Source organism: Micromonospora haikouensis, from assembly GCF_000876225.1.
GTDB lineage: Bacteria > Actinomycetota > Actinomycetes > Mycobacteriales > Micromonosporaceae > Micromonospora > Micromonospora haikouensis.
On the sequence record NZ_JXSX01000001.1, the window covers coordinates 570,717 to 588,512 of the forward strand.

General features: G+C 73.1%; 20 protein-coding genes and 3 tRNA genes. 7 read left to right on the forward strand and 16 right to left on the reverse strand.

Features of this window, described 5'->3' with window-relative positions:
- Positions 1-71: 71 nt before the first annotated feature.
- Both TK50_RS02515 and TK50_RS02520 read right to left on the reverse strand, forming a co-directional pair.
- A complete protein-coding gene (locus TK50_RS02515) occupies positions 72-287 on the reverse strand; it encodes a DUF3073 domain-containing protein (protein WP_036373645.1) in 216 nt (71 codons plus the stop codon).
- A gap of 372 nt (positions 288-659) precedes the next feature.
- On the reverse strand, positions 660-1,739 hold the full coding sequence (locus TK50_RS02520) for a Glu/Leu/Phe/Val family dehydrogenase (protein WP_043961219.1): 1,080 nt from the start codon (positions 1,737-1,739) through the stop codon (positions 660-662).
- A gap of 206 nt (positions 1,740-1,945) precedes the next feature.
- Here TK50_RS02520 and TK50_RS02525 point away from each other — a divergent pair, with 206 nt between their 5' ends.
- Complete coding sequence (locus TK50_RS02525; RefSeq protein ID WP_043961221.1) at positions 1,946-2,785, forward strand: DUF8083 family protein; 840 nt, start codon at positions 1,946-1,948, stop codon at positions 2,783-2,785.
- A 286-nt stretch (positions 2,786-3,071) separates the two neighbouring features.
- Positions 3,072-3,281, forward strand: a complete 210-nt coding sequence (locus TK50_RS02530) for a BldC family transcriptional regulator (protein ID WP_007073996.1) — start codon at positions 3,072-3,074, stop codon at positions 3,279-3,281.
- 73 nt (positions 3,282-3,354) lie between these two features.
- On the opposite strand, the gene TK50_RS02535 is transcribed toward TK50_RS02530, so the two are convergent.
- The gene (locus tag TK50_RS02535) at positions 3,355-3,765 is read right to left on the reverse strand and encodes a PPOX class F420-dependent oxidoreductase (RefSeq protein WP_043961227.1); all 411 of its coding nucleotides are present in this window, start codon (positions 3,763-3,765) and stop codon (positions 3,355-3,357) included.
- A 53-nt stretch (positions 3,766-3,818) separates the two neighbouring features.
- On the opposite strand from TK50_RS02535, the gene TK50_RS02540 reads away from it, so the two are divergent.
- Positions 3,819-4,598: a class I SAM-dependent methyltransferase gene (locus tag TK50_RS02540; RefSeq protein ID WP_043961228.1), complete on the forward strand. Its 780-nt coding sequence runs from the start codon at positions 3,819-3,821 to the stop codon at positions 4,596-4,598.
- 59 nt (positions 4,599-4,657) lie between these two features.
- Here TK50_RS02540 and TK50_RS02545 read toward each other — a convergent pair whose 3' ends face one another.
- Positions 4,658-4,945: a hypothetical protein gene (locus tag TK50_RS02545; RefSeq protein WP_043961229.1), complete on the reverse strand. Its 288-nt coding sequence runs from the start codon at positions 4,943-4,945 to the stop codon at positions 4,658-4,660.
- A gap of 161 nt (positions 4,946-5,106) precedes the next feature.
- On the opposite strand from TK50_RS02545, the gene TK50_RS02550 reads away from it, so the two are divergent.
- Both TK50_RS02550 and TK50_RS02555 read left to right on the forward strand, forming a co-directional pair.
- Positions 5,107-5,964 carry a 3-hydroxyacyl-CoA dehydrogenase family protein gene (locus TK50_RS02550; RefSeq protein WP_043961230.1) on the forward strand — a complete coding sequence of 286 codons (858 nt, stop codon included), beginning with the start codon at positions 5,107-5,109 and terminating at the stop codon, positions 5,962-5,964.
- Positions 5,961-6,704, forward strand: a complete 744-nt coding sequence (locus TK50_RS02555; protein ID WP_043961231.1) for an enoyl-CoA hydratase/isomerase family protein — start codon at positions 5,961-5,963, stop codon at positions 6,702-6,704. Before TK50_RS02550 ends, TK50_RS02555 begins: the two co-directional genes overlap by 4 nt.
- Positions 6,705-6,770: 66 nt before the next feature.
- On the opposite strand, the gene TK50_RS02560 is transcribed toward TK50_RS02555, so the two are convergent.
- Positions 6,771-8,114, reverse strand: a complete 1,344-nt coding sequence (locus TK50_RS02560; protein ID WP_043961232.1) for an ABC transporter substrate-binding protein — start codon at positions 8,112-8,114, stop codon at positions 6,771-6,773.
- A 169-nt stretch (positions 8,115-8,283) separates the two neighbouring features.
- Between TK50_RS02560 and TK50_RS02565 the strand changes: the two genes are divergently transcribed.
- Positions 8,284-8,673 carry a hypothetical protein gene (locus TK50_RS02565; RefSeq protein ID WP_043961233.1) on the forward strand — a complete coding sequence of 130 codons (390 nt, stop codon included), beginning with the start codon at positions 8,284-8,286 and terminating at the stop codon, positions 8,671-8,673.
- Positions 8,674-8,715: 42 nt separating this feature from the next.
- Here the strand turns inward: TK50_RS02565 and TK50_RS02570 are convergent, their stop codons facing one another.
- Positions 8,716-9,150 (reverse strand): hypothetical protein, encoded by a 435-nt coding sequence (locus tag TK50_RS02570; RefSeq protein WP_043961234.1) that lies wholly within the window; start codon positions 9,148-9,150, stop codon positions 8,716-8,718.
- Between the two features lie 124 nt (positions 9,151-9,274).
- On the opposite strand from TK50_RS02570, the gene TK50_RS02575 reads away from it, so the two are divergent.
- On the forward strand, positions 9,275-9,982 hold the full coding sequence (locus tag TK50_RS02575) for a DUF2786 domain-containing protein (protein WP_043961235.1): 708 nt from the start codon (positions 9,275-9,277) through the stop codon (positions 9,980-9,982).
- 45 nt (positions 9,983-10,027) lie between these two features.
- Here the strand turns inward: TK50_RS02575 and TK50_RS02580 are convergent, their stop codons facing one another.
- The 10 genes from TK50_RS02580 to TK50_RS02630 all read right to left on the reverse strand — a co-directional run bounded on the left by TK50_RS02580 (position 10,028) and on the right by TK50_RS02630 (position 17,770).
- Complete coding sequence (locus TK50_RS02580; RefSeq protein WP_043961236.1) at positions 10,028-10,546, reverse strand: SRPBCC family protein; 519 nt, start codon at positions 10,544-10,546, stop codon at positions 10,028-10,030.
- Between the two features lie 368 nt (positions 10,547-10,914).
- Positions 10,915-11,373 (reverse strand): hypothetical protein, encoded by a 459-nt coding sequence (locus TK50_RS02590; RefSeq protein ID WP_043961237.1) that lies wholly within the window; start codon positions 11,371-11,373, stop codon positions 10,915-10,917.
- Between the two features lie 743 nt (positions 11,374-12,116).
- Positions 12,117-12,190: transfer RNA gene (locus TK50_RS02595), tRNA-Phe, on the reverse strand.
- Between the two features lie 103 nt (positions 12,191-12,293).
- Positions 12,294-12,367 (reverse strand) — tRNA-Asp (locus TK50_RS02600).
- 40 nt (positions 12,368-12,407) lie between these two features.
- A tRNA-Glu gene (locus tag TK50_RS02605) sits at positions 12,408-12,480 on the reverse strand.
- 154 nt (positions 12,481-12,634) lie between these two features.
- On the reverse strand, positions 12,635-13,432 hold the full coding sequence (locus TK50_RS02610) for a polysaccharide deacetylase family protein (RefSeq protein ID WP_043961238.1): 798 nt from the start codon (positions 13,430-13,432) through the stop codon (positions 12,635-12,637).
- A 72-nt stretch (positions 13,433-13,504) separates the two neighbouring features.
- The gene (locus TK50_RS02615) at positions 13,505-14,464 is read right to left on the reverse strand and encodes a MerR family transcriptional regulator (protein WP_043961239.1); all 960 of its coding nucleotides are present in this window, start codon (positions 14,462-14,464) and stop codon (positions 13,505-13,507) included.
- Positions 14,454-15,080, reverse strand: a complete 627-nt coding sequence (gene idi, locus TK50_RS02620; RefSeq protein WP_043961240.1) for an isopentenyl-diphosphate Delta-isomerase — start codon at positions 15,078-15,080, stop codon at positions 14,454-14,456. The genes TK50_RS02615 and idi overlap by 11 nt, the downstream gene beginning before the upstream one ends.
- 25 nt (positions 15,081-15,105) lie before the next feature.
- Positions 15,106-16,587: a phytoene desaturase family protein gene (crtI, locus tag TK50_RS02625; protein ID WP_043961241.1), complete on the reverse strand. Its 1,482-nt coding sequence runs from the start codon at positions 16,585-16,587 to the stop codon at positions 15,106-15,108.
- Positions 16,588-16,615: 28 nt separating this feature from the next.
- Entirely contained in the window at positions 16,616-17,770 is a 1,155-nt protein-coding gene (locus tag TK50_RS02630; RefSeq protein WP_043961242.1) for a polyprenyl synthetase family protein, read from the reverse strand.
- Between the last annotated feature and the right edge of the window lie 26 nt (positions 17,771-17,796).

Genomic DNA, 17,796 nt, shown 5'->3' on the forward strand with positions numbered 1-17,796 from the left:
TGGTACGCCGGCCCCGGGACGGGCACAAACACAAGCACGCGGACTGCCGCGTGCTCAGCTGCTCCCGGGGGTCAACGGGTCGGACGGACCCAGGGGTCCGGGTCCTCGTCCGCGTGATCCTCGTCGTCGTCGTCGACATACTCTTTGTAGTCGTCGTCGAAGTCGTGGTTCGACTTACCAGCACCCGCCAGTTCGCGCTGCAAGGCGGTGAGGTCGGTGTTCGGGGAGTGGTACTTCAACTCCCGGGCCACCTTCGTCTGCTTGGCCTTAGCACGGCCGCGCCCCATGGCTCGACCCCCTCGCACAGAATTCGGGGCAGCCCGAAGGCGGGCCCCGATGACGTCAGGCATCTCTCGTGGCTCTTACGGTACATGGGGATGCCGCCCTTCGGCACCTCGGGTTACCGCAGGCCGGCTCTGCGCGTCGCAGTTATCCGGCCGTCACCGATTGTACTGAGGTAAGGGGCGGTTGCCGAATCACCCGTGACATCGGGCAGTTGGGCAGCAATCACCCCGATTTCAGCTTAACGCCGTCCGCCGCCGGACCCTGCCCGGTCGCCCGACCCGGGGCCAGGGTGGCCCCCCGGGCCGGGCTGTGACCTTCACCGCAGCACGCGGCCCCGCACCGCACAGGCGGCCCGCGCCGCGGCGCGGCGGTCGTTACCTCAGGTGGATCGTCCGCAGCCGGCCGACCTCCGCCATCCGGCGCTCGGCGAGCCGGTCCGCCGCCACCGCCGGGGGCACCCCCTCGTCGTCGGCGAGCCGCAGGATCTGCCGGGTGGTGTCGTAGATGCGGGTGGCCCGGAGCTTGGCCCGCTCGAAGTTGAAGCCCTCGATCTCGTCGGCCACCTGGATCACCCCGCCGGCGTTCACCACGTAGTCGGGGGCGTAGAGGATGCCCCGGTCGGCGAGCAGCTTCTCGATGCCCGGGTGGGCGAGCTGGTTGTTCGCCGCCCCGGCGACCACCTTCGCCCGCAGCGCCGGCACCGTGTCGTCGTCGAGGGCGCCGCCCAGCGCGCACGGGGCGTACACGTCGATGTCGGCGGCGACGAGCGCGGCGGCGTCGACCAGCTCGACCTGCGGGTGGTTGGCGCGCACCCACTCGCGCGCCCGGGGGTCGACGTCGGTCGCCACCACCTCGGCGTGATCGTCGAGCAGGTGCCGGGTCAGGTGCTTGCCGACCTTGCCCAGCCCGGCCACGCCGACCCGTCGGCCGTTGAGGGTGGGCGCGCCCCAGACGTGCTCGGCGGCGGCCCGCATGCCCTGGAAGACGCCCCAGGCGGTCAGCACCGAGGAGTCGCCCGCGCCGCCGTGCTCCACGCTGCGGCCGGTGACGTAGCGGGTCTCCCGGGCGATCACGTCCATGTCCGCCACGTAGGTGCCGACGTCGCAGGCGGTGTAGTAGCGGCCGTTGAGCGATTCGACGAAGCGGCCGTACGCGCGCAGCAGCGGCTCGCTCTTGAGCTGGTCCGGGTCGCCCCAGATGACCGCCTTGCCGCCGCCCAGGTCCAGCCCGGCGAGCGCGTTCTTGTACGCCATGCCGCGCGACAGGTCGAGCACGTCGGCCAGCGCGGCCTCTTCGCTGGCGTACGGGTAGAAGCGGGTGCCGCCGAGCGCGGGGCCCAGCGCGGTGGAGTAGATGCCGATGATCGCGCGGAGGCCGGTCTGCGTGTCCTGGCAGAACACGACCTGCTCGTGGCCGGTGGATGACGGGTCGTCGATGCTGGTGAAAACGCCCATGGCTGACTCCTGTGACGGTGTGCGTCCTTGTGGGACGCGGACCTGGTGGCGCGTCCGGCGGGATGGTGCCGGTGCCTCCGAGCCTAGTATCGGCCGACGCCGTGCCGTCGTGCGCAGCGTGCCCGGTCGCGGGCGTCCGGTGCCCAGCGCGCCTGATCGGGGGGCGCTGCGGGCGTCCGGGTTGCGTCTCGTGGGAGGATCGCGCCGTGCCGTCGCTCTTCGCTTCTTACCTGCGGGTGTACGAGCCGCTGACCGCCTTCGACCGGGACCGCCAGTCCTTCTGGCGGCGCTACGTGCAACAGGGGCGGGCGGTGGCCCCCTCGGAGGGGCCCCTGCGGCAGCGGACGGCGGTCATCGAGGCGCTCGGCGCGGGCTGGACCCGCCTGCCCGACCTGCCCGAGGAGGCGTACGTCCTGGAGGTCGACGACGCCCTGCTGGTCTGCCCGTGGAACCTGCGGATCCGGGTGGCCGAGGCGGCGCTGAGCGCCCGCGACGGCGTGCCGTCGGTGCTGGCCGACGCGTTCGTGCCGCCGATCCTGGCGGGGCAGGCCAAGGCGGTCGTGGAAGACTGGCGCAGCGGGGCCCGGGTGCTGGAGCACGGCGTGCCGCGGGTGCACGAGCAGATCGCCACGTGGGGCGTGCCGCTGCGCTGGTTCGTCCTGTTCGACTTCGAGGAGCGGGACCTGGTGACCCGGCCCGGGCGGCGCGCGCTGCGGTACCGGACGGAGATCTCGAAGGCCCGCCGCCGGTCGTCGCGGGCGCTGTCGGTGCTGCGCAAGACCGTCGGCGAGGCGCCCATCACCGAGGCGGTCGAGGAGGCCGCGCGGTGGTTGGAGGAGTTCCACCCGCGCTCGGTGGTGGAGCTGGACTACGGCGGCCTGGTCGAGCTGCTCTCCGACGAGACCCTCGCCGAGGACGACTCCCCGGCGCTCGTCGCGGGCGGCCTCGCCGGGCTGTCCAAGGGGGAGGCCGACGAGGCGTCGGCGGCGTACGACCGGCTCGTCGCGCGGTGGCGGGCGGTCCAGTTGCTCGAGCGGTGCAACTAGCCTCTGACCTGGGTAAAGAACGGTCCAAGGGGGCGCAAACCCCCCATGGAAGCGCTCCCAAGGTGAGATGCTCTCGTAGTTGGAGCATCACGACCAGTGACTATGAGTCCAAATAAGGTGGGTTCTGGCGTGTATTAGTCGTATAAATCGGGCATGGTTCATCCGTCCGTCTAGGGACCTTCGGCCGTTCGGCCCATGTCGGACATCGGGGACTAGCCGGACCATGGGAGACGCGTCGGCCGGCGGGACCCCGGCCGATGTCTATACCTGTGGAGGAGTGACCGATATGGCATCGCGAACGCACGAACCGGAGCCGCTGCTCACACCGGCCGAGGTGGCGTCGATGTTCCGTGTCGACCCGAAGACGGTGACCCGGTGGGCCAAGGCTGGCAAGCTCAGCGCCATCCGCACCCTGGGCGGCCACCGCCGTTACCGCGAGTCGGAGGTTCGCGCCCTGCTGCAGGGGCAGATCCCCCAGCAACGCCAGGGGGACTGAGACAGTTCCTTCAGACGTACGGATCAGGGGTGGCAGAGCGATTCTGCCGCCCCTGATCCGTGTCCGGCCCCCGTCACCGGGCCCCCTCGTCCCCGGGTGCGGCCCCCTCGGTGAGGGCCACCCGGATGCCCACCGTGCCGCCCTCGCCCCGGCGCAGCCGGCTGCCCAGCAGGCTGAGGCGGCCCACCAGCCGATACTTCTGCTTCAGCAACTCGCGGATCCGGCGGGTCTGCGCCGGATCGCAGATGACCGCCCGGCCGGGCACCGCCGCACCGTGCGGGCGGCCCCGCACGTCGCACGGGGCGACCGTGACCTCGCCGCTGCGCCGGATCCGTTTCACCTTGCCCGAGTCGGCGACGGTCCACGCGGCGAGCGCGTCACCGTCGCGGACCACCCACACCGGCGTGGGCACCGCCCGCCCGTCCTTGCGGAACGTGGTCAACAGCACGTACTTCTCGGCGCCCAGCCGGTCCAAGGTGGTCACGCCGCCAGGATACGACCGAGCGGACACCAGGCAGCGGGGATAGCGTGAACCATGTGACCGGGGAACCCAGGATCGGCGACGTCTTCGGCGAGCTGCTGCGGGACGCGCTCGCCGTGCAGAGCGGAGTCGGTGCCCGGCCGCTGGCCGGGGGACGCCTGCCCCGCCCGGTCATCGAGGTCATCGAGCGGGACGACGGCCTGATCAACGGCGCCCCCGCCGCCCACTACCTGGCCGGGCCCGAGGACTGGCAGCCGTACGACCACCGGGCCGTGGACCGGGTGCGCGGCGAGACGCTGGACGTCGGCGTCGGCGCCGGCCGGATCGCGCTGCTGCTCCAGGAGCGCGGCGTGCCCGTGACCGGGCTGGACACCTCGCTCGGTGCGCTGAAGGTGTGCCGGCGGCGCGGCGTACGCGACCTGGTGCACGGCACGGTCGACGAGCACGTCGCCGACGGCCGGCGGTACGACACCTTCCTGCTGCTCGGCAACAACCTCGGCCTGATCGAGGGGCGGGACCGGGCACCGGCGTTCCTCGCCGCGCTGGCCGCGCTCGCCCGGCCCGGAGCGCAGGTCATCGCCCACGGCACCGACCCGTACGGCACCAGCGACCCGGTGCACACCGGCTACCACGAGCGCAACCGGCGGCTCGGCCGGCTCGGCGGCCAGCTTCGGCTGCGCCTGCGGTACCGCGAGCTGGGCACCGAGTGGTTCGACTACCTGGTCTGCTCCGTGGCCGAGCTGGCCGACCTCGTACGCGGGACCCCGTGGCGGCTGGCCGACGTGGACGACCGGGACGCCCCGTACTACCTGGCGACGCTGACGCTCACGGGCTGAGGTGTGTGCAGGGGCCCCTGCACAACAGAAAGCGTTGACAAGGGGCCCCTCCTCACACCTCAGACCTGGACGGTCGGGGGGAGCTGTTCCGGCGGGAGGCCGCCGTCGCCGTCGACGACCTCGTCGGGGGTGCCGTCCTCGTCGAGGTCGACCATCGTGATGTCCACCTTGCCGTCGCCGTCGGTGTCGAACTGGAACAGGTCGGCCCGGCCGTCACCGTCAGTGTCGACCACCCAGACGTCGGTCTTCCCGTCGTTGTTGGTGTCCGCGCGGAGCAGGTCGACCCGCTCGTCGCCCCGGGTCTCCACGGTCTCGTTGGTCTCCACACTCTCCGGTGCCTGGCTCATGTCGGGTCCTTCCCTCGGTTGACGGCCGTCTTTACCCGGATCGACGCGCCCCCACGCATCCGCCGGGTGGCGGTGCTGCATAGGGTCGCACCCATGAGCCAGTGCAGCGAGCGCCCCGGTGCGGCGGAGACCCCGTGCGCCGGGCGGAGCGAGGAGACGTCATGAGCGGTCGGTTCGTCGTCGTCGGGGCCGGCACGATGGGCCTCGGCATCGCCTACGTGGCGGCCGGCGCGGGATACCGCGTCGAGCTGGTGGAGGTCGACCCGGGCCGGGCCACCGCCGCCGGGGCGCGGCTGGGCGAGCTGTGGGAGCGGGCGGTGCAGCGCGGGAAGCTCACCGCCGACGCGGCGGCGGCCAACCGGGAACGGTTGACGCTGCGCCCGTCCCTCGGCGAGGTCGCGCCCGAGCCGGACGTGGTGGTGGAGGCCGTCCCCGAGCGGCTCGACCTCAAGCGGGCGGTGCTGCGCGACGCCGCCGCCCTGCGCCCCGCGCTGCTCGGCAGCAACACGTCCAGCATCGCCATCGCCGAGCTGGCCGCCGGACTGGACCGGCCCGAGCGCTTCCTCGGCCTGCACTTCTTCAACCCCGTCTGGGCCATGGCGCTGCTGGAGGTCGTGGTGGGCCCGGCCACCGCCGACGAGACCACCGCGGCGGCCGTCGCGCTCGCCGGCCGGCTGGGCAAGGACCCCGTCGTCGTACGCGACATGCCCGGCTTCGCCACCTCCCGGCTCGGGGTGACCCTGGGCCTGGAGGCGATCCGGATGGTCGCCGACGGGGTGGCCAGCCCCGCCGACATCGACAAGGCCATGGTGCTCGGCTACCGGCACCCGGTCGGCCCGCTGGAGCTGACCGACCTGGTGGGGCTGGACGTCCGGCTCGACATCGCCCGCACCCTCCAGGCCGCGTACGGGGACCGGTTCGCGCCGCCGCCGCTGCTGGAGAAGATGGTCGCCGAGGGGAAGCTGGGCCGGAAGTCCGGGCAGGGCTTCTACCACTGGGACGAGGGCGGCAGGCGATGAGCGGGCTGCGCGTCGAAGAGCGCCCCGACCGGCTCGTGGTGACGCTCGACCGGCCGGAGAAGCGCAACGCGATCGACGCCGACCTGGTCGCCGAGCTGCACGCCGTCTGCGCCGAGCTGGAGGCCCGGCCCCGGCTGCTGCTGCTCACCGGCGGCACCGAGGGGATCTTCGCGGGCGGGGCGGACATCGGCCAGCTCCGCGAGCGCGGCCGGCTCGACGCGCTCGCCGCGATCAACTCGGCGGTGTTCGCCCGGGTCCGGGCGTTGCCGATGCCCACCGTCGCCGCCGTGGACGGGCCGGCGCTGGGCGGCGGGGCCGAGCTGGCGTACGCGTGCGACCTGCGGGTGTGCACGGCCCGCGCCGTGTTCGGGCAGCCCGAGGTGCGGTTGGGCATCCTGGCCGGCGCGGGCGCGACCCACCGGCTGCCGGCGCTCGTCGGCGAGGCCCTCGCCAAGGAACTGCTCTTCACCGGCCGCCGGGTGGACGCCGCCGAGGCGCTGCGGATCGGCCTGGTCAACCGGGTGGTCGACGATCCGGCCGAGCTGCTGCCCACCGCACACGGGCTGCTCGACGAGATGGCGAAGGGGTCCGCGCTGGCGCTGCGGCTGACCAAGCTGGCCGTGGACGCGCCCCCGGCTGCCCACCCGCACCTCGACCTGGTCAGCCAGGCGGTGCTGTTCGAGGACGAGGAGAAGCGGCGGCGGATGACCGATTTCCTGGAGCGCCGCCGGGACCGCTGACGCGAGCCGCGAGTCGGCGGCCGCCCCGCGAGGATCGTGGGCGGCCGCCGCTCGGACCAGGTCGGTTCAGTGCCGGATCTGCACCCCGGAGTCGGCCAGCGCCCGGATCACCTGCGCGGACTCGCCGAAGCCGATGACCAGCACGGCGTCCGCGCCGTACTCCTTGATCTCGCGGGCCCCCGCGGTGAAGTCCAGCGGCGGGGCCTTCGCGTCGGCCGGCGGCTCGTACGTCAGCAGCTTCACCCGGTCGCCGTCGATGCCGGCCCGCTCCAGCTCGGCGCGGACGTTCTCCTGGAGGCCCTCGCCGTACGAGTCCTTCCGGGCGACCAGGGCGATCCGGTGCGGCCCGTCGCGCAGGATCACGTCGGCCAGCGCCCGCCCCTGGAGGCTGTCCGGCGGGGCGGTGCGGAAGTAGAGCCCCTTGTCCTCGACCGAGGTCAGCCCGGCATCGGTGTTGGACGGCGAGAAGAGCACCAGGCCGGCGGCCACCACGTCCGGCAGGACGGCCCGGGAGATGCCCGACGCGCCCGCGCCGATGATGACGTGCACGCCGTCGGCGATGTGCTTCTCCACCGTCTCCTTCGCCACGGCAGGATTGGTGCCGTCATCCCCGTCGACCCAGCGCACGTCCTCGCCGAGCACGCCGCCCGCGGCGTTGATCTCCTTGAGGGCGAGCGCGGCCCCGGCGGCCAGCGGCGGGTACGCGATGGCCAGGTCGCCGGTGCGCGGCAGCAGGCCGCCGAGGACCAGGGGCGCCGAGGGGGCCTTGCCGCCGCCCTGCCGGTGCGGCCGGGGCGGGTTCTTGGTGCTCGCCGCCGACTCGTCGCCGGCGCCGACGAACTCGGTCTTGCCGTCGTCGAGCTTCTCCTCGCCGAAGGTCAGGGTGGCGTAGCTGGCGGTGGCCGGCTCACCGGCGTCGGTGAACCCGGCCCGGTTGAGCGACACACCCCGGTACTCGATGTCCCGCCCGTTCCGCGCCAGCCGCAGGCAGTCCGCCGGCTTCTCGCACCGCTCGCCGTTGTTGGTGACGCCGACGATCTGCTTGGCGATCGCGGCCGGATCGGTGCTGCCGGCCAACTGCGCGGCCAGGGCGCTGATCACGACGGCGTCGTACGACTCGGCGGAGTAGAGATAGTCCCCCAGCTTCGGGTCGATGGCGCGGAGCCGGTTCTTGAAGGCCTCCGGCAACGGCGTGAGCGGGGTCGTGCCCTTCATGCCGTCGAGCAGGTCGGCGCGCTCCTTGAATTCCGCAGCGTACGCGTTGGTCATGTTGCCGTCGCTGCCGTAGAGGCGGACCTGTGGGGTGGTGGTCGCCTCCTCGGACTTGTCGGCGCCGCAGCCGGCGCCGGCGAGGAGCAGCGCCCCGCACGCCGCCAGGGCGGCGACGCGCGAGCCGGGTGATACGAGCATGGTCGTCCTTCCTCCGGGAAAGGTCCGCTGCGCACATTAGCGTGCCTGGCTGATCGGCGGGACCGTGGAGGAGGGTCGAACCCCAGCTAGCCCCGGCGACGCACGGACGGTCACGGGGCGCGCGCTCTCGGGTGGTCACCGCTTGACCACCGGACGTACAGTTCGGCGGGTGACGGACGTACCGCAGCAGACGCTGGACGACGCGACCGCCGTGCTCCACTCCGCCCTCGCCGGCGACGGCGACGCGGTGGTGGGCACCTTCGACAAGGTGGTCGACCGGGCCGGCCTCGCCGGAGCGTACGGGGTGGCCTGGTGCCTCGCGGCCACCATGGTCGGGGACGTGCCCGCCCCCGGCGGCGCGGCGCTGGACTTCCCCGGCATCGACGAGGCGGGCTACGACACCCGCTGGGTGGCGCGTTTCGTCAGCGCGTACGCCAACGCCGACGCCGACACGGGGGAGGCGCTCTTCGGCGCGGCGGTCGCCGACGGCCTGCTGCCGGACTGCCTGCTCACCCTCGCCGGCTCGACGGTGGCGACCCTGCGCAGCCGGGCCGGCTGACGCCCGACCCCGACCCGGGGGCCGGGCGTCGGGCGTCGCCGGTCAGAACGCGTGGTACGCGATCAGCGGCTCGTACTCGTAGCGCAGGTTCTGGAAGCGCACCCGGAAGTTCACCCCGTCGCGGACGTTGGTGGCCACCGTCGTCCACCCCGACTTCGCGGGGAGATAGGTCCAGTAGTTGCAGTTGTTGGTCTTGTCGACGAAGACCACGCACGCCTGGGTGCCGAAGCTGCTGTCGTTGCGGACGTTGACGTCCGCGCAGCGGCTGGTGGTCCGGTAGGTGCCGGCCTCGCCGCCCCAGCTACCGGTCTGGAAGTACGAGCGCACGGCGCCGCCGTAGCAGGTGGCGTACGTGCCGGCGAGGTTGCCGGCGACCAGCGGCTGGGCGGGAGCGGCGACGGCGGGGGCGGCGAGGGCGAGCGCCGACACGGCCGCGGCCGTCGAGGTGGACAGCAGGCGGACGACCGGGGACGACATGGGTGCCTCCAACGGGTTTGTTGACCGTCCGGGTGGGACGGCCGACCGACCGGGACGATGATACTGGTCGATCTTCCCGGCGTCGGCCCGGCCGTGGCGGGGCCGGTGTGATAGCTCTGGTGGCATGTCGCAGGCCATGCTCGCCAAGGTGCGCAAGCTGCTGGCGAAGGCCGAGGACCCGGCCTGCACGCCCGAGGAGTCGGCCGCCTTCACCGCCAAGGCGACCGAGCTGATCGCCCGCTACGGCGTGGACCGGGCCCTGCTGGCGGCCCGCGACCCGACCACCGACCCGGTCGGCGACCGGGTGGTCGAGGTCGTCGCCCCGTACGCCCGGGACAAGGCCGGCCTGCTCGCGGCCGTCGCCGACCCGCTGCGCTGCCGCTGCGTGCGCCGCCGGCACGGCGACGGCTTCGCGATGCACCTGTTCGGCTTCGCCAGCGACCTGGAACGGGTCGACCTGCTCTTCACCTCGCTGCTGGTGCAGGCCGCGCACGGGCTGGCCGCCGCCGGGGTACCGGCGGGCGAGCACCCGGCCGCGTTCCGGCGGTCCTGGCTCGCCGGGTTCGCCCAGGTGGTCGGCGCGCGACTGGCGGCGGCGGAGGCCGACGCGGTCGCCGACTCGGGCGGCCCCTCGGTCGCGCTCGTGCTGGCCGACCGCTCGGACCGGGTCCAGCGTCGGGTCGCCGAGGTCTATCCCCGGCTGCGCACGGCCGCGCCGAGGCGGCTCGCCGGCACCGGCTTCGGCTCGGGCGCGGCGGCGGGTCGACGTGCGGACCTCGGCGGCCGGGGGGTGACCCCAGCAGCCCGGCCGGCACGGGGCCTCACCCGCTGACCGTCGCGCGGGCCGCTGTGGGGTTGACGCCGTTGCCGCAGGTCGTCAGCTGTCGTGGGGGTGCAGGACACAGGAGAGATAGCGGGTCAGCAGCTCGTGCCAGCCGGCCGTGAGGGCCTCCCGGTACCCCTCGGCGGCCGCGCCGTGCCGGTCGAAGTGCCGGTGCTCGACCTCCACCCGGGTCCACTCCGGGCCCTCGGGGAGGAACAGCACCTCCACCTCGCTGGCCCGCGCCGGGTCGGGGACGGGAACCCGGTCGGGCCCGATCTGCCAGACGAACACCAGGCGGCGGGGCGGATCCCAGGTGAGCACCCGGCCCCAGTCGGCGCGGAAGCCGTGCGGGCCGATCTCGTAGAGCATGCCGCCGGCGTGCGGCTCGACGCCCAGCTCGACCAGCTCGGCCGGCCCGGACCAGGTGTATTCCGGCACCCACCAGTCGGTGAGGGCACCGGTGAAGACCGCGAAGGCCCGTTCGGCGGAGGCGGGAACGAGGAGGCTGCTGCGCAGCGAGTATCGTGCGACGTCCTGCCGGACGGCTGTCGGACCGTCGATCTCCTGTCCCATAGGCCCGGACCATACCGGCTGGTGTCCTGGAGTGCAGCTTGCAAAGTGCCGGCTTGCGGACCCGTTGCGCCCGGATGTCGGACAGTAGCGCCGAGTGGTCGTGACGCCACGCCTTGCTGCCTCGCGCCGCAGCGACTCATGCTGCTTGTACGGACTCCCAGGGGTAGGGCATCGCCCGGAGTCGTTCGACGTGGGCGAGGTGACGCCGCTCGTGGTCACCGGCGGGCGGCGGCTTCGTCCGCCCAGCGCTGGACCTCCGCGATCCAGTCCTCGTGCTCGCTGCGCAGCGCGTCGTGGAGTGCCTGAACGTACGGGTCCATCGTCATCGGCCCTCCTCATCCCGAACCACTCGGCGTGGAATCCGCGAGCTATCCCACGGCTTTGAACAGGCCCAAGGTTGCGCCTGAAACTCCCAATCGGGCAAGCATGCTCTGCACGAGCTCCCGGAGGTAGGGGTACATGACTCGGTGACTGTGGGTCTGTCCCAAGGCCAGCGCGCGCTCATGGTCGGGCACGAGAGGCGATTCAGCCCTGAACTGAACAACTATGGATGCTTCTACGATTGCAGCCGCATCATCCGCGTCCTCGTCGCTGCCACCAATGGCAACCTTGGCGTCGTGCTTGAAGGTGAGACCTTCTTCGTCGAAGCGATGCGCCAGCATCAGGGTTACGTGCGTAGGCACATCTTGACCGCTCGGAATGTCAGGCGCCGACCGGTTTCTGATCTCACCAGCGGCTCGGTCGAAGGTGACGCTGACCAACTCCAACTGCCGAATCAGCTCGTCAGCCTGTTCGAACAGCTCTTCGTCGGACCGAGTTTCGCTCATCGTTGCCTATACCTTCGTGAAGGATGACGAGGAAGCCGTGTAGGTGACACTGGGGGGCGCGACCTTGGCCCCGCTCACGGTCAGCGTCGCGGATCGCGAGACTGACCGGTCCGGGCGGAAGGCGCTGTTGTGCAGGCCAGAGAAGCGGCGAACCAGCATCACGTTCAACACCCCGCCGGGCCGGACAATCCACCCATTCCGGTGGAGGGGTGACGGGATGTCGGGCAGGTGGGGGTATCCCGGCGCGTTGATGCCGCCATGTCGCCGACATGAAGTCGATCAACCCAGCCACGCCCCGCCGGACCGCACGCCCCGGGGTCCGTCGGTCACCCCGGCCCCGCCCCGACCCACGTTGCGCCCACGCCGGACCCGTCCCACGTCACCGCGAGTCAGCGGTGCCTTGTCGCCAGCAACCAGGGCGGCACGGGCGGGAAGGATCTTGGGCGGGCAAGTGAATGAAATCGGTTCTGTTGATCTTTAGCGGTCCAGGCCGGGAAGTGTGTTCCCCGCGCATGCGGGGGTGAACTCCCGACCCCGCCCAGAAGCAGGCACTCGACCAGGTGTTCCCCGCGCATGCGGGGGGTGAACTTGGCGTGCAACCTACGTGCAACTAGCGGCGGTGATCATGGGTGCCCAGCGGTCAACCACGGACAGCGTTGATCGCTGCGACCCAGGCCACATAAGCAAGATCCCCACCTGCGTTTCCGCTGGTGGGGACCTCTGTAGCCCGGCGAAAGGCTATGTGGCCAGGGGCGGGGTCGAACCGCCGACCTTCCGATTTTCAGTCGGACGCTCGTACCAACTGAGCTACCTGGCCGTGCTGCTCGGCTCATCGTACCCAAGTGGCGGGATCGCCGCCGGCAGGGCACCTGCTCCGATACGCAGAACGCCGCGCATCTTACGCGCGGCGTCAGCGCTTGCGGTCCTGACGGGACTTGAACCCGCGACCTCCGCCTTGACAGGGCGGCGAGCACTCCGACTGCTCCACAGGACCTTGCTGGTGTTACCGGTGTTGCTCCGGCTTGCGCCGGTCGTGCCCCCAACGGGATTCGAACCCGTGCTACCGCCTTGAAAGGGCGGCGTCCTGGGCCGCTAGACGATGAGGGCGGCCCCGCCATCATTGCACACTCGCAACTTCTAGCGGACTTGCTCCCATCCGGCCCCGCCGGAGGCTTCGAAAGCATACGTGACGGTCGGCCCACGAAACAAATCGGTATGGCCGGTGGCACATCCAGCCGTAAACCTGCAGGTCATGGGCGGTCTAGCCGATCCGGGTGAGCCCGTAGCGCCGCTTCAGGTCGCCGATGAGGTGGGCGCAGGCGGCGACCGTGGCGGCCCGGTTGCCGCCCCCGTCGTGCATCAGCACGATCGAGCCCGGCTTCGTCGCGCCCATGACCCGCTTCCTGATCGTCGGGGCGGTGGGCTTCGCCCAGTCCTGCGGGTCGACGGCCCAGTGCAGCGATCGCATGCCGAGCTGCTTCGCCACCGTCACCACCTCCGGGGTCCACCGCCCGCCCGGCTGCCGGTAGAGGGTCACCTTGGCGTCGGGCGCGGCCGCCCGGATGGCGCGGTTGGTGCGCGTCAGGTCGGCGCGGATCTCGGCGACCGGCCGCCGGCCGAGGTCGATGTCGTGCCGCCAGCTGTGGTTGCAGAGCTGGTGCCCCTCGCGGGCGATCCGGGCGACCAGTTGCGGGTGCTTGCGCACCTGCGTGCCGACCACGCAGAAGGTGGCCTTCGCCCCGGCTGCCTTGAGCTGGTCGAGGATCTTCGGCGTCCAGGCCGGGTCGGGCCCGTCGTCGAAGGTCAACGCCACCGCCTTGCCGCCCGTGGTCCGGCGCAGCCCGGACGGGAGCTTGGTGGGGCGCGGGCGCAGCGGGGGTGGGGTGGTGCGGGTCGGCTTGGGGGCGACGGTCGGCTTGGGCGTCGGCTCCGCCGGGGGCGCGGTGGGTGTCGCCGGGGAGGCGGCGGCTCCCGGGCGCCGGTCGGTCGTCCGCTCGCCGCAGCCGGCAAGGAACAACGCAAGGCAGAGGCCGAGCACGAGAACTCTCCGTGCGCTCATCGTCACTCCGAGGGGTCGGGGGCCGTGGGCCACTCGACCGTAGTGGACGAAACGCGAACGGTGGCAGGGCGGTCAGTCCCCCGTCGACTGGTCCAGGGAGTCCCGCACGGCCAGGGCGAGCGAGACCGCCTCGGCCAGGTCGACCGGCCGGACCACCCCGGCCGGCAGCGAGTCGGCCCGCCAGCCGGGGCCGGCGGCCAGCACCAGCAGCGGGCGGCGCGGGCTGGCCAGCAGCGCGGTGAGCTGGGCCGGATCGGCGGTGGCCCGGATGTGCGACCAGACCACCACGGCCGCCGGGCCGGTGCGGTTGACCGCCTCGACCAGGGCCGCCGCCGGCACCCGGGCACCGAGCATCCGGTACGCGACGCCGGCCTCGGCCAGCGCGGCGGCGAGCGCCTCCAGCGGCAGGGTGTGCTGCTCCTCGTCGGCGCAGGAGAGCAGGATGCGGGCGGGGCCGGGGGCCGAGGAGGCGCGGGCGACGGCCGCGAACGCCTCCGAGACGCACCGCGACACCAGGTGCTCCACCTCGATGAGGCCGGCCGTGGCGGCGTGCCGCTCGCCGATGCCGACGAGCACCGGGCGCAGCAGCCCCTCCCAGGTGCCGACGACTCCGTCGGTGGCCAGGGCGTGCGCGATCGTCTCCCCGATCGCCACCGAGTCCAGCCGCATGGCGGCCCGGGCCAGCCCCCGGGCCGCCGGCCCGGCCCGGCCGACCGGGATGGTCTGCCCGCCGCCGTCGCGCCCGCCGCCCGGCCGGATCCGGTTGGCGACGACGGCGGACGGCGCGCCGCCCGGTCCCGTGGCGGGCACCTGCCGGGCCCAGCGGGCCGCCTCGGCCGGGGTGACCCCCTCGGCGGTGAGCTTGCGCATGATCTCCAGGCGCGCGAGATCGGCCGGCGTGTACCGCCGGTGGTGGCCCGGCAGGTGCTGGCTGGGGCCCAGGCCGTATCGCTGGTGCCAGGTGCGCAGCGTGGTGACCGCGACGCCCAGGCGGCGCGCCACGGCCCCCGCGCTCAACGCCTCATCGCCCACCCGACCGCTCCGCCGCCTCGTTCACCTCGTCCGCCGGGGGACCGGCCGGGGTCGCGTCGGGGCCGGCGGTGCCCGCCGGCCGGGACGGGCGTAGCAGGCGGTTCACCACCCCACCCAGCCAGGGGGCGTACGCCCGGGGGTCGACGTCGAGGTCGGCCTCCAGCGTCGCCGGGTCGACCCAGCGCAGCTCGGCCACCTCGGCCGGGTCAGGCCGCACGGGCAGGTCGGCCGGGACGTCGGCGCGCAGCACGTGGTCGTACTCGAACTCGACCCGACCGGTGGCCGGGTCCTCGGCGTAGTAGACGTACACGCCGGCCTCGGTCAGCTCGACGGGCCCGACGCCCAGCTCCTCGCCCAGCCGGCGGTTCGCAGCGGTCACCAGCGACTCGCCCGGCGCGGGATGGCCGCAGCAGGAGTTGGCCCAGCGCAGCGGGAACCGGGTCTTCACGGCGGCCCGGCGCTGCAGCAGCACCCGGCCGTCCGGGGCGACGAGCAGCACGGAGAAGGCCCGGTGCAGCCGGCCGGGCGGCTGGTGGGCGGCGAACACCGTCGCCTCGCCCTGCGCCCGGCCGTCGTCGTCGACCAGCTCGACCAGGTGTTCCTCACGCACGCTCACCGCACACCTCCCACTACTCGGGCGCTCACCGGCCGTCGCCCGTCACGCGGGCGGCGGCCAGCTTGCCGGAGATCAGGACCATGGGCACGCCGACGCCGGGCTGGGTGCCGGAGCCGACGAACACCACGTTGTCGAGCGTGCGGTGCAGGTTCGACGGGCGGAACGGGCCGGTCTGGAAGAGGCTGTGCGCGGACGCGAACGGGGTGCCGGCGGCCATGCCCTGCTCGGCCCACTCGGCCGGGGTGACCGCGCGCAGCACCTCGATGCCGGCGCCGAAACCGACGTACCCGCGCTCCTCCAGCGTCCCGACGAGCTGGTCGGTGTACCGGCGGGTGAGGTCGCCGCGCCACTCGAACGGGGCCCGGTCGAGGTTCGGCACCGGGGCGAGCACGTAGTACGTGTGCCCGCCGGCCGGGGCGACCGCCGGGTCGGTGCGACTGGGGTTGGTGACCAGCAGGGACGGGTCGGTCATCAGCTCCCCCCGCCGGATCACCTCGTCGAACGTGCCCTTCCAGGATCGTCCGAAGTGGATGTTGTGGTGGGCGATTTTCTCATAGCCCTGCCGCGAGCCGACGTGCAGCACCACGCACGACGGCGAGTAGGTCAACCGGCGTCGCCTGGTCGGCGGGAGCAGGTCCCGGTAGGCGACCGGAAGGTCCGGGTTGAGCACCACCACGTCGGCTCCGACGAACTCGCCGTCGGCGGTGACCACCCCGGTCGCCCGGCCGTTCGCGGTCTCCACCCGGGCGACCGTGGTGCCGTAGCGGATCTGCACGCCGTGCTTCTCGGCCGCGCCGGCCATCCCCCGGGAGACCGCGTGGATGCCGCCGCGCGGGAAGTAGACCCCGGCCACCGAGTCGAGGTACGCGATGACGGCGTAGATGGCCAGCGCGTCGTGCGGGGCGAGCCCGGCGTACATGGCCTGGAAGGAGAAGATCCGCTGGGTGCGCGGGTCGCGGAAGAACTGCTCGATCTTCGTCTGGAGCCGGCGGAACGCGCCGCCGGCCAGCAGCTTCAGCAGGTTGCCGGTGAGCAGGTCGGTGGGGGCGTCGAGGTTGCGTTCGATGAAGTCGGCCCGCTCGAGCCGCCACAGCTCGCGGGCGTAGTCGACGAAGCGCAGGTAGCCGTCGGCCTCCCGGGGCCCGCAGACCGAGGCGATCTCGGCGGCCATCCGGGTGGTGTCGGTGATGACGTCCAGCGTCGAGCCGTCCGGGTAGTACGCCCGGTACGCCGGGTCCAGCGGCATCAGCTCGACCCAGTCGCCCAGCTCCTCGCCGACCGCCCCGAGCGCCTCGGCGATCAGGTCGGGCATGGTGAGCACGGTGGGGCCGGTGTCGAACTCGTAGCCGTCGACGCCGAGCCGGCCGGCCCGGCCGCCCGGCACCGCCTCGCGTTCGAGCACGGTCACCTGCCGCCCGCTGCCGGCCAGGTGCAGCGCGCAGGCCAGCCCGCCGAGTCCCGCCCCGACGACCACCACCCGGTCCGTACGTCCGGTCACGGTGCGCACGCGACCACCTCCCTCACGAAGTTGCCCATCATGCCCGCCGCGCGGTGGCGGCGGTGGCGAGGCCCGTCAGCGCGGTGCGCGCGGTCTCGTCGATCGACGCGGTGTCGAGCGCGGCCAGCGCGTCGGCGACCCGGTCGGAGATCATCCGTTCGACCCGGGCGACCGCGCCGGTGTCGGCGACCAGCTCGGCGAGCCGGGCCACCTCGCGGGCGGCGGCGACCCGGCCGGCCCGCTCCAGCGCCCGGCGCTGGTTCGCGGTGGCGAGCTGCCGGGCGAGCATCAGCAGGGCGGTCGGCTTGCCGGTGCGCAGGTCGTCGCCGGCCGGCTTGCCGGTGGTCGCCGGGTCGCCGTAGACGCCGAGCAGGTCGTCGCGGAGCTGGAACGCCTCGCCGACGGCCAGGCCGTAGCGCGTGTACGCGGCGGTCAGCGGCCCGTCGGCGTCGGCGCCGGCCAGGGTCGCGCCGAACAGCAGCGGACGCTGGACGGTGTAGCTGGCGGTCTTGTAGCGGGCGACCCGCAGGGCCCGGTCCAGCGACCAGTTGGCCGCGTCGTTCTCGCCCAAGACGTCGAGGTACTGCCCGGCGACCGTTTCGACGCGCATCTGGTCGTAGCAGCGCCGGACGTCGAGCAGCCGGGCCGGCGGCACGGTGGCGTGCCCGAGCAGCCGGTCGGCCCAGACCATGCAGAGGTCGCCGACGAGCACGGCGACCGCCTCGCCGAACCGGTCCGGGTCGCCGGTGTGCCCGGCGGCGACGTGCCGGGCGGCGGCGGACCGGTGCGCCGTGGGCCGGCCGCGCCGGGTGTCGGAGGCGTCCATCACGTCGTCGTGCACGAGGGCGAACGTGTGCAGCAGCTCCAGGGCCGCGAGCGCCGGCAGCACCGCCGGCAGCGGCTCGTCCCCGCCGGCGACCCCTCGCCAGCCCCAGTACGCGAAGGTGGGGCGCACCCGCTTGCCGCCGGCCAGCACGCAGTCGCGCGCCGTCGCGGCGAATTCGCCCATCGCCGAGTCGATTTCGGCGAGCGTGGAGACCTCGGCGGCGAGGAACCCCGCGAGAGTGTCGTCGACCCCCTTGACCAGGTCATTCGTGAACGCGGCCAGTACGCCGCGGACCGGATCGTCCGTCGCTTCCGGCTGTGCCGGCGCGACGCGGAGCGCATTACCCGCAACTGCGTCGTTGGCCATGTCGGCGAGCGTACCCTAGGGTTACG

Excerpts from the sequence above, each read along its gene's own strand:
- TK50_RS02515 (WP_036373645.1), bottom strand. The coding sequence starts at position 287 with ATGGGGCGCGGCCGTGCTAAGGCCAAGCAGACGAAGGTGGCCCGGGAG.
- TK50_RS02520 (WP_043961219.1), bottom strand. The coding sequence starts at position 1,739 with ATGGGCGTTTTCACCAGCATCGACGACCCGTCATCCACCGGCCACGAG.
- TK50_RS02530 (WP_007073996.1), top strand. The coding sequence starts at position 3,072 with ATGGCATCGCGAACGCACGAACCGGAGCCGCTGCTCACACCGGCCGAG.
- TK50_RS02545 (WP_043961229.1), bottom strand. The coding sequence starts at position 4,945 with ATGAGCCAGGCACCGGAGAGTGTGGAGACCAACGAGACCGTGGAGACC.
- TK50_RS02550 (WP_043961230.1), top strand. The coding sequence starts at position 5,107 with ATGAGCGGTCGGTTCGTCGTCGTCGGGGCCGGCACGATGGGCCTCGGC.
- TK50_RS02555 (WP_043961231.1), top strand. The coding sequence starts at position 5,961 with ATGAGCGGGCTGCGCGTCGAAGAGCGCCCCGACCGGCTCGTGGTGACG.
- TK50_RS02560 (WP_043961232.1), bottom strand. The coding sequence starts at position 8,114 with ATGCTCGTATCACCCGGCTCGCGCGTCGCCGCCCTGGCGGCGTGCGGG.
- TK50_RS02570 (WP_043961234.1), bottom strand. The coding sequence starts at position 9,150 with ATGTCGTCCCCGGTCGTCCGCCTGCTGTCCACCTCGACGGCCGCGGCC.
- TK50_RS02575 (WP_043961235.1), top strand. The coding sequence starts at position 9,275 with ATGTCGCAGGCCATGCTCGCCAAGGTGCGCAAGCTGCTGGCGAAGGCC.
- TK50_RS02580 (WP_043961236.1), bottom strand. The coding sequence starts at position 10,546 with ATGGGACAGGAGATCGACGGTCCGACAGCCGTCCGGCAGGACGTCGCA.
- TK50_RS02590 (WP_043961237.1), bottom strand. The coding sequence starts at position 11,373 with ATGAGCGAAACTCGGTCCGACGAAGAGCTGTTCGAACAGGCTGACGAG.
- TK50_RS02610 (WP_043961238.1), bottom strand. The coding sequence starts at position 13,432 with ATGAGCGCACGGAGAGTTCTCGTGCTCGGCCTCTGCCTTGCGTTGTTC.
- TK50_RS02630 (WP_043961242.1), bottom strand. The coding sequence starts at position 17,770 with ATGGCCAACGACGCAGTTGCGGGTAATGCGCTCCGCGTCGCGCCGGCA.